Raw genomic sequence first — 14,177 nt, 5'->3', positions numbered from 1 at the left:
GATGGCTGACGATGACACCCTCAAGGCCAGCGTCAGCGCACTGCTCGACGAGCATGCGCGTGTGCAGGCGGAACTCTCCGATCCTGCCGTGCACGCTGACGCTGGCCGCGCCAAGAAGCTGACAAGGCGCTACGCAGAACTCGACAAGGTGGCGATCGCCGCCCGTCGGTTCGCCCAGCTCGAAGACGACGCCGTCGCCGCGGAAGAACTCGCCGCCGACGACGCCGATTTCGGCGCTGAGGCCGCACGCCTGCATGAAGAGGCCACCGACGTGGAGGCCGAACTCAGAGACCTCTTGGTTCCCAGCGACCCCGACGATGCGCGTGATGCCATCATCGAGATCAAGGCTGGTGAGGGTGGAGACGAATCGGCGCTGTTCGCCGGAGATCTCCTGCGCATGTACCAGCGTTGGAGCGACTCGCGCGGATGGTCCGCCCAGATCCTGGATGCCACGCATTCGGATCTCGGCGGATACAAAGACGTGACCCTGGCGCTGAAGGCCAAGGACGACGGTGCCTACGGGTGGGTGAAATTCGAAGGCGGAGTCCACCGGGTCCAACGCGTTCCCGTGACCGAATCCCAAGGACGCATCCACACCTCCGCTGCCGGAGTGCTGGTGTTTCCCGAAGTGGACGAACCAGAGGAAGTCGCGCTCGACGACAACGATCTGCGCATCGACGTCTACCGGTCCTCGGGCCCGGGCGGTCAGTCCGTGAACACCACCGACTCCGCTGTGCGCATCACCCACGTGCCCACAGGCATCACCGCGAGCTGCCAGAACGAAAAATCGCAGCTGCAGAACAAAGAGGCGGCACTGCGCATGCTCCGGGCCCGCATCCTGGCCAAGCAAGCGGAGGAAGCCGCAGCCGAGGCGGCGGACATTCGACGTTCCCAAATACGCACTGTTGACCGTTCGGAACGGATCCGCACCTACAACTTCCCCGAGAACCGGATCACCGACCATCGGACCGGGTACAAGGCCTACAACCTCGACCAGGTTCTCGGCGGCGAGCTCGATCCTGTCATCGATTCATGCCGTGCGGCTGACAAAGCCGCGCGACTCGACGCGCTGGGGGACTGACCTGAATCAGCGCCCGCCCGCCCCCGAGGGGGACGTGTCGACGGTTCTGCGCGGTGCGGCAAGACTGCTGGCCGACTCGTACGTGCCCAATCCCGACCCCGACTCCACCGCGTTGCTCGCCCACGCGTGGGGGATCGATGCCTCCGTGCTGGCACACAGACGACTCTTGGGCGATACCGTTCCCACTGAGGTCACCGAGATCTTCGCTCAGCTGATCGATCGGCGACGTCTGCGTGTTCCCCTCCAGCACCTCATCGGCACCGCGGCCTTCCGCCACCTCGAGCTGCAGGTCGGGCCCGGTGTCTTCGTTCCACGGCCCGAGACCGAACTGCTCGTCACAGAGGTCCTCGAGGAGCTGGAGCGGCAGCAGAACACACACGTGCCCTTCGTCATCGATCTGTGCTCGGGTTCGGGCGCGATCACGTTGTCCCTGGCCACCGAATATCCGCAACTTCGCATCATCGGCGTCGAGCGTGAAGCCGAGGCCCTCGACTGGTCGCTGAAGAATCTGGCGGCGGTGAACCTCTCCGGCTCCATCGTCGACCTGATCTCCGGCGACGCGACGACATTCGCCGATGACAGTCCCGAGCTGTGGGGCAGCGCCGATGTCGTCGTGACCAACCCTCCCTACGTGCCTGATGAGGCTGTTCCCCGCGACGCCGAGGTGCGCGATCACGATCCCTCGGCCGCACTCTACGGAGGTTCGACCGGCCTTGAGATCCCGGCACTCATCCTGCTGCAGGCCGAGAAGCTGCTGCGACCCGGTGGGTTCTTCATCATGGAGCATTCCGAGGAACAGGGCCGCGCAGCCTGTGAACTCATCATGTCGACGGCCAGTCTCAGACACCCCGTCACCTACCCGGACTACACTGGACGCGACCGCTACACGGTGGCTCACCGTGTCAGCGAGGTCGACCCGTGACCGTGGACAGCCCGGTTCCGGCCACTGACAACCACGATTCGAAACGGAGAATTCGTGTCGAGACGATTCGACGTCACACAAAGCGACATCCGTGATCTTGTCCTTGACGAATGCGCCAGGGTCAGTGAGACGGGCAACCTGCTCGTCATACCCACGGACACCGTGTACGGGATCGCCGCAGACGCGTTCAGCGCCTCCGCGGTATCCGCTCTTCTCGCAGCGAAGGGACGCGGACGCGACATGCCGCCGCCCGTCCTCGTGCCGCGTGCGGAAACCGTGTTCGGCCTCGTCGACGGGGTCAATGAGACGATGCTGGCGCTGACCTCCCGTTTCTGGCCCGGACCGTTGACGATCATCGCGAATGCCCAGCCGTCCTTGGATTGGGACCTCGGCGACACTCACGGCACCGTCGCGGTGCGCATGCCCGATGACGAATACGCTCTGGCACTGTTGGGCCGAACCGGCCCACTGGCCGTATCGAGTGCCAACATATCCGGAGAGCCCGCGGCCACCTCGGCGGATGAGGCAATGGAGATGTTGGGCGATGACGTCGACATCTACGTCGACGGGGGAGCGCGGACGTCGGGAGCATCCTCGACGATCATCGACCTCACCGGCGATGTCCCGCGAATCGTGCGCGAGGGGCCGGTTTCCATCGCCGAGCTGCGCGAGATCGTCCCCGACATCCTCGACCTGGACGGCTGAGTGCGCGCCTACCTCTTCATCCTCATCATCTCGGCCCTTGTGGCCTACCTGTTGACCCCGATGGTCAAGCGGGTGGCCGAACGCGGCCTCATCTTCTCGCCCCTGCGCGAACGGGATGTCCATTCCGTTCCGACGCCGAGGCTGGGCGGAGTTGCAATGTTCGGCGCAGTGATCGTGGCCCTCGCCTTTGCTTCACAGACGCCGTTCCTGCAGCGGATCTTCGTCGATATGGCCCCTATCATCGGCATCGCCGGCGCCGCCACCGTGCTGTGCATACTGGGCATCATCGACGACATCTGGGACCTCCACTGGATCACCAAGCTGGCCGGGCAGGCGCTGGCTGCCGGCTTCATGGCGATCAACGGTGTGGCCCTGCTGTCGATCCCTTTCGGCGGAGTCATCATCGGGTCGCCGAGGATGTCGATCATCATCACCATCCTGGTGGTCCTGGTGACGATCAACGCCGTGAACTTCGTCGACGGTCTCGACGGACTGGCGGCTGGAGTGGTCGCGATCGGCGGCAGCGCATTCTTCATCTACTCATACGGTTTGGCCCGCGATGCCTCACCCGATTCGTACGCGAATCTCGCGTCGCTGATCACCGCGATTCTCGTCGGCGCCTGCGTCGGATTCCTGCCGCACAACTTCAACCCGGCACGGATCTTCATGGGCGACTCCGGCTCGATGCTGATCGGCCTGCTGCTCGCCGCTTCCACGATCCGCGTGACCGGACAGGTCGACCCGGCGCTGATCGGCGAAGAACGAGCATTCGCGACCTTCCTGCCCATCATCCTGCCGATCGCGGTGATGTTCCTGCCCCTGCTCGATCTGGGACTGGCAGTCGTCCGTCGACTCCTGGCCGGTCAATCTCCCTTCTCCGCAGACGCGAAACATCTCCACCACAGAATGCTCAGCCTGGGACATTCGCATGCGCGGGCGGTGCTCATCCTCTACACGTGGACCGCGCTCATCGCATTCGGGTCCGTCATGCTGCTGCTGATGCCCTGGATCTACGTGGTCTGCATCGTCGGCGGACTGTTCGCCATCACCCTGATCTTCACCTTCTACCCACTGCGGGTCCGACAGAAAGCCAGAGAGGAAATCTCATGACCGATGAGTCTGCCCGTCAGGAAACCTACGTTCAGGCAGCGTGGACCAGAGTCTGGAAGACGATGCTTGTCCGCGGCATCATTCTGGTCGTCGCGGTCGCCGTGCTCGGAATGGGCATCGGATACCTGGCCGCCGGAACACAGGGCCTCAACGGCGGCGCCGTGGGCGGGGGCCTGGCCGCGGTCTTCATCATCATCACTCTGGTCATCATGTATGCGGGCCGCAACATGGGGCTGACAGCGATCGCCGGATTCTTAGGGATGGGCTTTCTCTTCAAGGCCTTCATCTTCATGATCGTGATCTGGCGGCTCAAAGACGCAGTCTGGCTGGACGGAACTGTGGCATTCTTCACGATTGTCGCCGCCGTGATCGGATCCTCGCTGGTCGAAGCCCTGACAGTGGTCAAAGGGCGCGTGCCCTATGTGGATCCCGAGGCGAAATAGACGCGCGCGACCAGCACGAAAACCGCTGCCAGAAGATGTACAGTCAAAGGTGATGGATTTGTCGGCAGCTCTCTACAATTGGTAGAGTTGTTGCGGTGCTGGAGCCATTTGTCGCTCCATGTCGCTCCTGAACCTAATGCCACGCAGGTCATGCGTGGATGAGGCCAGGCCATCAAGGCTTTTGACCATGGGAGAGTTAAGGAAACGTGGGAACACTCAACGCTGCGAACACAATGATCCAAGCCGCTGAAGGTGGTTATCACGCCCCGTCCATGGCGGAGTTCTTCCCCGCCGCGTTCCTCTTCGAAGGCACTCCCTTTGAAATGAACCGGGTGATGCTCATTCGCGTCATTGCCACAGTGGCAGTCGTCGTTCTGCTCGCAGTGTGGGCGAAGAGGATGAAGCTCGTTCCCAGTCGCTTCCAGTCCGCGATGGAGCTGGCCATGGAATTCGTCACCGTCGGCATTGCCGAGGACACCATGGGCAAGGAAAAGGCGAAGAAGTTCATGCCGCTCATCGTGGCGATCTTCTTCGGCATTCTGTTCTGGAACGTCACGAAGCTCATCCCATTCCTCAATATGCCGGGCACCGGCGTCATCGGTCTGCCGATCGTCCTCACCCTCGTCGTCTACGTGACCTATCACTGGGCCGGCATCGCCGAGAAAGGACTCGGCGGCTACCTCAAGGATTCGCTCATCCTGCCCGGCGTCCCATGGCCGATGCACATTCTTCTCATCCCGATCGAGTTCATCACGAAGTTCGTCACTCAGCCGTTCACCCTGGCGATCCGACTCTTCGCCAACATGATGGTCGGCCACCTGCTTCTCGTGCTCTGCTTCTCAGCGACGAGCTTCTTCCTCATCGATGCGGCCAACGGCTTCCAGTTCTTCTCGATCATCACCTTCGCCGGCGGATTCTTCGTCTTCATCCTCGAGATGCTCATCGTCGTCCTGCAGGCCTACATCTTCGCTCTTCTGTCCTGCGTCTACATCAATGCCGCTATCGCGGACGACCACTGATTTAACACCCAGAACCGTAACTCACGAGTTGCACGGTCGGGCCAACCACCCGACTTCTTTATGAAAGGAAAAGCATTCAATGGATATGCTCGCTGAAGTCTCCGGCAGTGTCAGCACTATCGGATACGGCCTTGCCGCTATCGGCCCGGGCGTCGGTGTCGGTATCGTCATCGGCAAGACCATCGAGGGAACCGCACGTCAGCCTGAAATGGCCGGCGCACTGCGCGGAAACATGTTCCTCGGCATCGCGCTGATCGAGGCCCTGGCCCTGATCGGCATCGCCACCCCGTTCTTCCTGCCCTGATCACGAAGAGGACTAATCGATGACTCCGGTACACATTCTTGCCTCGGCTGAGAACCCGCTTCTCCCGGCCTGGTACGACATCATCTGGAGTGCCATCTGTCTGCTGATCGTCTTCCTGGTTGTCTGGAAGTACGTCCTCCCGGCCTTCAACAAAACCCTTGACGAGCGCGCCCAGCGCATTCAGGGTGGAATTGAGAAGGCCGAGAAGGTGCAGGCCGAAGCCGATCAGGCTCTGGCTGAGTATCAGAAGCAGCTCGCCGACGGCCGTGCAGAAGCTGCACGACTGCGCGCCGAGGCTCAGGAAGAAGGCGCCCAGATCATCGCCAATATGAAGACACAGGCTCATTCGGAGTCCGAGCGCATCGTCGCTCAGGCTCAGACCCAGATTGAAGCTGAGCGTCAGTCCGCCATGGTGTCGCTGCGCTCGGAAGTCGGAACGCTCGCCACTGATCTGGCATCGCGCATCGTCGGCGAATCTCTCACCGACGATCAGCGTTCTGCCAACGTGGTCGACCGCTTCATCTCCGATCTTGAGTCACAGTCTTCGGCACAGCCGGTCAAGGGGGCGTGATGCTCCAGTCGAGCAGATTGTCCCTGCAGGCCGTACTCGAAGCCGCCAATGCTGAGATCTCTCGTGGCGACGCGCGAGAAATCGGTACGGGGGAGCTGGCAATCGTTGCGGTTCTCGCCGAGAACGTGACGCTGCGCAAGGCCTTGGCCGACTCGTCCGAGTCAGCCGAGAAGAAGCAGCAGCTGCTGCGGACTCTGTTCTCGACTCGGACCACCGAAACTGTTCTGCGTCTGGGCGAACTGGCCGTGAGTCAGCGTTGGGCCAGAACTCAGGACTTGGTGACCAGCCTTGAAGTCGTCGGAGTGACAGCGATGGCTGCCGCTGCTCAGGCGAATGGTCAACTCGGACAGGTGGAAGAAGAGGTCTTCCGCTTCGCCCGTCTGTGCGAAAGCGAACATGAGCTGGCGCGCGCCTTGGATTCCGATGCGTCGGCAGAGACGAAACGTGCGCTGATCGCAGACTTGCTGGCAGGTAAGGCGCAGGCCGACACCATCACGCTGATCGAGCAGGCGGCGCTCTACCCGCGTGGACTCCACGTGGCAGTGGCTCTGGATCAGTACAGCGATATCCTCGCCGCACGACAGCAGCGTTCCGTTGCCGATGTCACAGTCGCCAAACCGCTGAGCGAAGCCCAGACCCAGAAGCTCGGCACCGCTCTGGCTGCGAGTTATGGACGTGAGCTCGTCCTCAACGTCCAGGTCGATCCCGCAGTCGTCGGGGGAGTCCGGGTCCAGGTCGGCGACGAGATGATGAGCTCCACAGTGGCTGATCGTCTGGCCGAAGTACAGCGCAAGCTCGCTAAGTAAATCGAGGGGCCGGTCAGTCCGGCAGCACAGGCGGCCCACCGGTCGTCGGACACAAGTTTTGAGTAAAGGAAGCAGGGAAACCAGATGGCGGAACTGACAATTCGCCCGGAGGAGATCCGGGACGCTCTTGGGAAGTTCGTTGACTCGTACAACCCCGAGAGCTCGGTAAAGTCCGAAGTCGGCAAGGTCGTCACCGCTGGTGACGGAATTGCCCACGTATCGGGTCTGCCCGGCACCATGGCCAACGAACTCCTCCGGTTCGAAGACGGCACTTTGGGCTTGGCACAGAACCTGGACGAGCGCGAGATCGGCGTCGTCGTCCTCGGAGAGTTCTCCGGGATCGCGGAGGAGCAGAACGTCTACCGGACCGGTGAGGTTCTCTCCATTCCCGTCGGCGACGGATACCTCGGTCGCGTGGTCGATCCTCTGGGTCAGCCGGTCGACGGCCTCGGTGATATCGAGACCGTCGGTCAGCGTGAGCTCGAGCTCCAGGCCGCAGGTGTGATGGATCGCCAGGAGGTGCGCGAGCCTCTGCAGACCGGCTACAAGAGCATCGACGCGATGATCCCGGTTGGCCGTGGTCAGCGTCAGCTCGTCATCGGCGACCGCAAGACGGGTAAGACCGCTCTGGCGATCGACACGATCATCAACCAGAAGGCCAACTGGGAGACGGGCGATCCGAAGCAGCAGGTCCGCTGCATCTACGTCGCCGTCGGCCAGAAGGGTTCGACCATCGCCGGCGTCCGCCGTTCGCTCGAAGAAGCGGGTGCCCTGGAATACACCACGATCGTGTCCTCTCCCGCTTCCGACCCTGCAGGCTTCAAATACCTCGCCCCGTACTCAGGTTCGGCTATCGGCCAGCACTGGATGTACGACGGCAAGCACGTCCTCATCGTGTTCGATGATCTCTCGAAGCAGGCAGAAGCATACCGTGCAGTCTCCCTTCTGCTGCGTCGTCCGCCGGGCCGTGAGGCCTTCCCTGGTGACGTCTTCTACCTGCACTCGCGTCTGCTGGAGCGTTGTGCCAAACTCTCCGATGAGTTCGGCGGCGGTTCGATGACCGGATTGCCGATCATCGAGACCAAGGCGAACGACGTCGGTGCGTTCATTCCGACCAACGTGATCTCGATCACCGACGGTCAGATATTCCTGCAGTCGGACCTCTTCAACGCAGGCCAGCGTCCAGCTGTCGATGTCGGTGTGTCCGTGTCCCGTGTCGGCGGCGCTGCACAGACGAAGGCACTCAAGAGTGTCTCCGGCACATTGAAGATCTCGCTGGCCCAGTATCGTTCTCTCGAAGCGTTCGCTATGTTCGCCTCCGACCTCGACGAGACGACCAAGCGCGATCTGGCTCGTGGTGCACGCCTGACGGAGCTGCTCAAGCAGTCTCAGTTCACCCCGATGCCCTTCGAGAAGCAGACCGTGTCGATCTTCGCCGGTACTCATGGCTACCTGGATGAGATTCCTGTATCGGACGTGCTCAAGTTCGAAACCGAGCTCCATGATCATATCGAGCGCAGGACCGGCGTCTTCACGACCATTCGTGAGACGCTCAAGCTCGATGACGACACCTCGGCAGAGCTGGACAAAGCCCTGGCCGAGTTCACCAAGAACTTCGTCAGCTCCGACTCCAGCGGATCCAAGGCCGGCAGCGAAGACACTGCCGCCGCCTCCTCCGATGAGGTCGAGCAGGAGCAGATCGTTCGGCAGAAGCGTTGAATCTGATCCGTAACAGCGAAAGGAAGAACTGATGGGAGCCCAGCAGAGGGTCTTCAAGCAGAAGATCCGCTCCACCTCGTCCTTGAGGAAGATCTTCAAGGCCATGGAGCTCATCGCTGCTTCACGGATTCAGAAGGCCATTGCACGTTCGCAGTCTGCCAGCCCATACGCCAACGCCCTGACCCGTGCGGTCTCGGCGGTGTCGAGTGAGTCCAACGTCGACCACGTGTTGACGACCGAGCCTGAGTCTGTCAGCCGAGCCGCAGTGCTGGTGGTCGGCCCAGACCGTGGATTCGCCGGTGCTTACTCGGCGAACCTGTTGCGCGAAGCCGAGGAACTCATTCGGCTGCTGCGCAGCGAGGGCAAGGACGTTGCGCTCTTCACCGTCGGCGGTAAGGCTGAGAACTACTACACGTTCCGCGATCGTGCGATCGAACAGGCCTGGACCGGCATCTCCGAGATGCCGACTCCTGAGAATGCTCGGGAGATCGGCGAAGCCCTCTTGCAGAGCTTCAACGCCGACTCCGCGGAGAACGGTGTGGATGAGATCTACATTGTGTTCACGAAGTTCGTCTCCAGCGTCAAGCATGATCCGGAATACCGGCGATTGCTTCCGCTCGAGGTCGTCGATGCGGACGAGGTCGCCTCCGACGGCGCGTCCGAACCGGCGAAGGACTCGGCTGCGTTTCCTCTCTACGAGTTCGAACCCAGTGCCGAGGCCGTCCTGGACTCATTGCTGCCGCGCTACATCGACTCGCGGATCCTGTCCGCGCTGTTGAGCGCGTCGGCATCCGAACAGGCTTCGCGTCAGGCTGCGATGCACACCGCGACCGAAAATGCGGATGATCTCATCAAGACCTATACCCGGTTGGCCAACACGGCTCGCCAGGCGGAAATCACCCAGGAACTCACCGAGATCGTCGGTGGGGCCGATGCCCTCGCGGCATCGTCAGCCGGCGACTGACCGGCGAGAGCAGAGAAGAAAGAGACCATGACTGCCACAGCTACGGATACCTCCCCGGCGCAGGGCACAGCCCTCGGCCGGATTTCCCGAGTCATTGGCCCGGTTGTCGACATCGAGTTTCCGCTCGACTCCGTGCCAGCGATCTACAACTCCCTGTCCACGTCGGTGGAACTCTCCGAAGGCACGCGCAAGCTGACCTTCGAGACTGCACTGCACCTGGGCAACGGCATCGTGCGTGCCGTGTCCCTGCAGCCCACCGATGGACTGGTCCGCGGCCAGGAGGTCGTCGACTCCGGCGCTCCGATCACCGTTCCGGTCGGCGACGTGACCAAGAACCATGTGTGGAACGTCACCGGTGACTGCCTCAACCTCGAGGACGGTGAACAGCTCGAGATCAGTGAGCGCTGGCCGATCCACCGGCCCGCGCCTGCCTTCGACGAACTCGAGTCGAAGACTGAGATGCTCGAGGTCGGCATCAAGAGCATCGACCTCCTCACCCCGTATGTCCAGGGTGGAAAGATCGGTCTCTTCGGTGGTGCGGGCGTCGGCAAGACCGTCCTCATCCAGGAGATGATCTTCCGTATCGCACACAACCACAGCGGCACCTCGGTGTTCGCCGGTGTGGGTGAGCGCACCCGTGAGGGCAACGACCTCATCATGGAGATGGACGAAGCAGGCGTGTTCAAGGACACCGCCCTGGTCTTCGGCCAGATGGACGAGCCGCCAGGCACCCGTCTGCGCGTGGCGCTGTCGGCGCTGACCATGGCGGAGTACTTCCGCGATGTCCAGAATCAGGACGTGCTGCTGTTCATCGACAACATCTTCCGTTTCACGCAGGCCGGCTCCGAGGTCTCGACCCTGCTGGGCCGCATGCCGTCGGCCGTGGGCTACCAGCCCAACCTGGCTGACGAGATGGGACTTCTGCAGGAGCGCATCACCTCGACGCGTGGTCACTCGATCACCTCGATGCAGGCGATCTACGTTCCCGCCGATGACTACACCGACCCGGCACCGGCAACGACGTTCGCTCACCTGGACGCCACGACCGAGCTCAACCGTGACATCGCCTCGCGTGGCCTGTACCCGGCCATCGACCCGTTGACCTCTACCTCGCGCATCCTCGATCCGCTGATCGTCGGTGACGAGCACTACCGCGTGGCCAATGAGGTCAAGGCGATTCTGCAGAAGAACAAGGAGCTGCAGGACATCATCGCCATCCTCGGCGTCGACGAACTCGGTGAAGAGGACAAGCTCGTCGTGCACCGTGCGCGTCGCATCGAGCAGTTCCTGTCACAAAACACCTACACCGCTGAGAAGTTCACCCAGGTGCCCGGCTCGACGGTTCCGCTGGCCGACACCATCGAAGGGTTCTCGAAGCTCTGCGCGGGCGAGGTCGATCACATTCCGGAACAGGCGTTCTACAACGTAGGTGGGCTTGACGACGTCATGCGCAACTACGAAGAGATGCAGAAGTAAGCCATGGCTGTCCTCGATGTGAACGTCGTAGCAGCCGACCAGCAGGTATGGGCCGGTGAGGCCAAGCGCGTCATCGCCCGTACCTCGGACGGTGAGATCGGCATACTCCCAGGCCACGAGCCTGTCCTGGGTGTTGTAGCCGATGGTGAAGCACGTATTCTCACGAGCAATGAGGAGACCATCCGGGTCCAGGCCGATGGCGGATTCCTCTCAGTCGAGAATAATCGCGTCATCATCGCCGCTGATCAGGCCGAACTTCTCTGATCCGTCAATTACACTGGCAACCGTGAACCCTTCCGTCCTGCTGATCGTTCTGCTCTCGTTAGTGGGACTCGCCCTTGCTCTGATCGTTGTGGTGACGATTCGACGCAGGTCGATTTCGAAGCTGTCCGGTGCTTTTGACTGCTCCATCAACGTGGGCGAGGAATCCGCTTCTCGCCCACGTTGGCGTTTGGGCGTAGCAGTGTTCTCGGTGGCATCACTGGACTGGTACCCCGTCTTTGCCTTGACTCGGCGCGCCGCAGTTCGTCTGCCGCGCGCCGATCTCGATATTCTCGTCCGCCGCAAGCCCACGTCCGGGGAACAGTACTCGGTGCTGCCCGATGCAGTTGTGGTGGACTGCTCCTACGGGAAGGCCGACGGCCGCCCTCGTTCCGTATCACTGGCCATGGACACCGAGTCACTGTCGACAATGGCCTCCTGGTTGGAATCATCGCCGCCTGGATTCAACCCGACGATGGGAAGGTTCACCTGATGGATGTCTTTCGTTTGACCGGTCCGAGTCGACTGCTCGGCGATGTCGACATCAGGGGAGCGAAGAACAGCGTCCTCAAACTCATGGCGGCCAGTCTGCTGGCCGTTGGCCGGACAACGATCACCAATGTGCCCGCGATCCTCGACGTGCGAATCATGGCTCAGCTGCTCATGCGGCTGGGCTGCGTCGTCGACTACGATGCCGATCGCGGCACGGTCAGCATCGACGTTCCTGCTGAGGTCGGCATCCAAGCCGATTACGAATTGGTGCGCGCAATGCGGGCATCCATCTCGGTCCTCGGCCCCCTGACCGCACGGATGCGTTCAGCGCACGTAGCGCTGCCCGGCGGCGACGCGATCGGCTCCCGCGGCCTCGACATGCATCAGGCAGGCCTCGAGGCCCTCGGTGCAACGGTGCATCTCGACCACGGCTACTTCGTCGCGGAAGCACCCGGCGGGCTTCGTGGAACCGAGATCGTTCTCGAATTTCCCTCCGTCGGAGCGACGGAGAATCTCGTGATGGCGGCAACGCTCGCTCACGGAGTGACGACGATTTCGAATGCGGCCAAGGAGCCGGAAATCGTCGATATCTGCACAATGCTCGTGAGCATGGGTGCCCAGATCAGTGGAATCGGCACGGCCGACATCACGATCACCGGGGTCGATGAGCTCCGTCCCGTGGACCATCGTACGGTGGGGGACCGGATCGTGGCAGGAACCTATGCCTTCGGCGCAGCACTCTCCGGTGGCGATGTGAGAGTCAAAGGCGTCGGCTTGGAACTGATGCCCAACATCGCTATCAAACTGCGCGACTCCGGTGCCACGGTCGACGACCTCGGCGAGATCGAGCTGGGCGACGGCACGCGCGGGGGAGGGTTCCGTGTCATCGGTGCAGAACGGCCGCACGCGATTCGTGTCGCGACGATGCCGTTTCCCGGCTTCCCCACGGATCTGCAGCCGTTCGTCATCGCCTTGAACTCGGTCTCAGACGGAGTCGGTCTGCTGTCGGAGAACCTGTTCGAAGCCCGCTGGAGATTCGTCCAGGAGATCGCCCGGCTGGGGGCGAAGGTGCGAGTCGACGGCAACCATGCCCTGATCACCGGCAGCGACAGTCTCTCCGGCGCCGAGGTGGAAGCCTCCGATATCCGCGCCGGCGCCGGCCTCGTGATGGCGGGCCTGCGAGCCGCCGGAGTCACAGAAGTCTCCGGTGTCGACCACATCGAACGCGGCTACGAGAATTTCGTCACGAATCTGCGCAGTCTCGGCGCCACTATCGAACGCGTCGAGAAGGCGGACATCCTCAGCTTCGAATAGGACGTTTCGAGCAGGACTCAGAACAGCCGTGAGTCAGGGTCGTCCATACCCCGCAGCGCGTCATAGTCTAAGACGACACAGCGGATACCACGGTCTTCGGCCAAGGTCCGGGCCTGCGGTTTGATCTCCTGTGCGGCGAATACTCCCCGCACAGGCGTGAGCAGTGGATCGCGATTCATCAGTTCCAGATACCTGGTCAGCTGTTCCACCCCGTCGATGTCGCCGCGACGTTTGATCTCAACGGCAACGGAAGTGTGCCCGTGGTCCCGGGCAAGGATGTCGACGGGGCCGATGGCAGTCATGTATTCACGCCGAACCAGGCTGTAGCCGTCTCCGAGGGTCTCGATGTGCTCGGCCAGCAGCTCCTGCAGGTGAGCCTCCACGCCGTCCTTGACCAGTCCGGGATCGATCCCGAACTCATGCTGGTCATCGGCGATCACCTCGGCGATGGAGATGACGAGCTTGTCACCGGTCTTGGTCTGTGACACCGTCCATATCTCGGTGAGACCGGCCGCAGTCTGCTCCTGACTCGGATCGGTGACGTTGATCGAGCACGGGGGAGTCATCCAGTTCAAGGGCTTGTACGACCCGCCATCCGAATGGATGAGGATCGAGCCGTCGGCCTTGAGCATGATGAGACGGGTGGCCATCGGCAGATGGGCGGTCAGACGACCAGCATAATCAACGGAGCATTCAGCAATGACGAGACGCACGCGCTTCACCCTACGTGAGAGAATGGGCAGATGCCACGATCTACCTCCTCGCGTCGCAAAAACAAATGGCAACAGGCCCCACGTGAGCTCTCCGACTCCGTCAACGGGCTGCGCAGAAGCCGAAATCTGCCCGACGGGACGTGGTCGGTGCAGAATGTCGCCGGCAATTCGCAGGGCAAGGTCTATGTCTGTCCCGGATGCGGACAGAACGTGGCATCGTCGACTCCGCACATCGTCGCTTGGCGGCAGGCGGCCGATCACGGCACGGAGGTTGGGG

16 protein-coding genes are annotated in these 14,177 nt (G+C 62.1%); 15 read left to right on the top strand and 1 reads right to left on the bottom strand.

Translation table 11 applies throughout. The features are described from left to right. The first annotated feature begins 1 nt into the window (after position 1). From prfA to murA, 15 genes are all read left to right on the top strand, one after another. Entirely contained in the window at positions 2–1,081 is a 1,080-nt protein-coding gene (prfA, locus tag L0G76_RS00825; RefSeq protein WP_304355538.1) for a peptide chain release factor 1, read from the top strand. Positions 1,082–1,115: 34 nt separating this feature from the next. Then, positions 1,116–2,003: a peptide chain release factor N(5)-glutamine methyltransferase gene (prmC, locus tag L0G76_RS00820; protein WP_304355537.1), complete on the top strand. Its 888-nt coding sequence runs from the start codon at positions 1,116–1,118 to the stop codon at positions 2,001–2,003. A 54-nt stretch (positions 2,004–2,057) separates the two neighbouring features. Continuing rightward, positions 2,058–2,708, top strand: coding sequence for an L-threonylcarbamoyladenylate synthase (locus L0G76_RS00815; RefSeq protein ID WP_304355536.1), 651 nt, complete (start codon positions 2,058–2,060; stop codon positions 2,706–2,708). Continuing rightward, positions 2,709–3,818 carry an MraY family glycosyltransferase gene (locus L0G76_RS00810; protein ID WP_304355535.1) on the top strand — a complete coding sequence of 370 codons (1,110 nt, stop codon included), beginning with the start codon at positions 2,709–2,711 and terminating at the stop codon, positions 3,816–3,818. Beyond that, positions 3,815–4,261, top strand: a complete 447-nt coding sequence (locus L0G76_RS00805) for a Cg1360 family ATP-synthase-associated protein (protein WP_304355534.1) — start codon at positions 3,815–3,817, stop codon at positions 4,259–4,261. The genes L0G76_RS00810 and L0G76_RS00805 overlap by 4 nt, the downstream gene beginning before the upstream one ends. A gap of 206 nt (positions 4,262–4,467) precedes the next feature. Then, positions 4,468–5,280 carry a F0F1 ATP synthase subunit A gene (atpB, locus tag L0G76_RS00800; RefSeq protein ID WP_304355533.1) on the top strand — a complete coding sequence of 271 codons (813 nt, stop codon included), beginning with the start codon at positions 4,468–4,470 and terminating at the stop codon, positions 5,278–5,280. 79 nt (positions 5,281–5,359) lie between these two features. Continuing rightward, complete coding sequence (gene atpE, locus L0G76_RS00795) at positions 5,360–5,584, top strand: F0F1 ATP synthase subunit C (protein WP_025776917.1); 225 nt, start codon at positions 5,360–5,362, stop codon at positions 5,582–5,584. A 19-nt stretch (positions 5,585–5,603) separates the two neighbouring features. Further along, on the top strand, positions 5,604–6,155 hold the full coding sequence (locus L0G76_RS00790) for a F0F1 ATP synthase subunit B (protein ID WP_092101697.1): 552 nt from the start codon (positions 5,604–5,606) through the stop codon (positions 6,153–6,155). Next, positions 6,155–6,961 carry a F0F1 ATP synthase subunit delta gene (locus tag L0G76_RS00785; RefSeq protein ID WP_304355532.1) on the top strand — a complete coding sequence of 269 codons (807 nt, stop codon included), beginning with the start codon at positions 6,155–6,157 and terminating at the stop codon, positions 6,959–6,961. The genes L0G76_RS00790 and L0G76_RS00785 overlap by 1 nt, the downstream gene beginning before the upstream one ends. A gap of 84 nt (positions 6,962–7,045) precedes the next feature. Next, positions 7,046–8,680: a F0F1 ATP synthase subunit alpha gene (atpA, locus tag L0G76_RS00780; protein ID WP_304355531.1), complete on the top strand. Its 1,635-nt coding sequence runs from the start codon at positions 7,046–7,048 to the stop codon at positions 8,678–8,680. Between the two features lie 31 nt (positions 8,681–8,711). Further along, a complete protein-coding gene (locus tag L0G76_RS00775) occupies positions 8,712–9,644 on the top strand; it encodes a F0F1 ATP synthase subunit gamma (protein WP_304355530.1) in 933 nt (310 codons plus the stop codon). 27 nt (positions 9,645–9,671) lie between these two features. Further along, entirely contained in the window at positions 9,672–11,120 is a 1,449-nt protein-coding gene (atpD, locus tag L0G76_RS00770) for a F0F1 ATP synthase subunit beta (RefSeq protein ID WP_304355529.1), read from the top strand. Between the two features lie 3 nt (positions 11,121–11,123). After that, positions 11,124–11,384, top strand: coding sequence for a F0F1 ATP synthase subunit epsilon (locus L0G76_RS00765; protein WP_304355528.1), 261 nt, complete (start codon positions 11,124–11,126; stop codon positions 11,382–11,384). Between the two features lie 22 nt (positions 11,385–11,406). Further along, positions 11,407–11,874 carry a DUF2550 domain-containing protein gene (locus L0G76_RS00760; protein ID WP_092101682.1) on the top strand — a complete coding sequence of 156 codons (468 nt, stop codon included), beginning with the start codon at positions 11,407–11,409 and terminating at the stop codon, positions 11,872–11,874. Continuing rightward, a complete protein-coding gene (gene murA, locus L0G76_RS00755; RefSeq protein WP_304355527.1) occupies positions 11,874–13,187 on the top strand; it encodes a UDP-N-acetylglucosamine 1-carboxyvinyltransferase in 1,314 nt (437 codons plus the stop codon). The genes L0G76_RS00760 and murA overlap by 1 nt, the downstream gene beginning before the upstream one ends. 17 nt (positions 13,188–13,204) lie before the next feature. On the opposite strand, the gene nucS is transcribed toward murA, so the two are convergent. Next, positions 13,205–13,900 (bottom strand): endonuclease NucS, encoded by a 696-nt coding sequence (gene nucS, locus L0G76_RS00750; protein WP_304355526.1) that lies wholly within the window; start codon positions 13,898–13,900, stop codon positions 13,205–13,207. Positions 13,901–14,177 lie beyond the last annotated feature (277 nt).

Source organism: Brevibacterium picturae, assembly GCF_030453725.1.
Lineage (GTDB): Bacteria > Actinomycetota > Actinomycetes > Actinomycetales > Brevibacteriaceae > Brevibacterium > Brevibacterium sandarakinum_A.
The sequence above is the reverse complement of the archived record's forward strand: the minus strand, read 5'-3'. Positions and strand labels throughout refer to the sequence as shown.

Coding starts and splice junctions, on each gene's coding strand:
- L0G76_RS00785 (WP_304355532.1), top strand. CDS start 6,155: ATGCTCCAGTCGAGCAGATTGTCCCTGCAGGCCGTACTCGAAGCCGCC.
- L0G76_RS00775 (WP_304355530.1), top strand. CDS start 8,712: ATGGGAGCCCAGCAGAGGGTCTTCAAGCAGAAGATCCGCTCCACCTCG.
- L0G76_RS00790 (WP_092101697.1), top strand. CDS start 5,604: ATGACTCCGGTACACATTCTTGCCTCGGCTGAGAACCCGCTTCTCCCG.
- prfA (WP_304355538.1), top strand. CDS start 2: ATGGCTGACGATGACACCCTCAAGGCCAGCGTCAGCGCACTGCTCGAC.
- L0G76_RS00765 (WP_304355528.1), top strand. CDS start 11,124: ATGGCTGTCCTCGATGTGAACGTCGTAGCAGCCGACCAGCAGGTATGG.
- L0G76_RS00805 (WP_304355534.1), top strand. CDS start 3,815: ATGACCGATGAGTCTGCCCGTCAGGAAACCTACGTTCAGGCAGCGTGG.
- murA (WP_304355527.1), top strand. CDS start 11,874: ATGGATGTCTTTCGTTTGACCGGTCCGAGTCGACTGCTCGGCGATGTC.
- atpA (WP_304355531.1), top strand. CDS start 7,046: ATGGCGGAACTGACAATTCGCCCGGAGGAGATCCGGGACGCTCTTGGG.
- atpD (WP_304355529.1), top strand. CDS start 9,672: ATGACTGCCACAGCTACGGATACCTCCCCGGCGCAGGGCACAGCCCTC.
- atpE (WP_025776917.1), top strand. CDS start 5,360: ATGGATATGCTCGCTGAAGTCTCCGGCAGTGTCAGCACTATCGGATAC.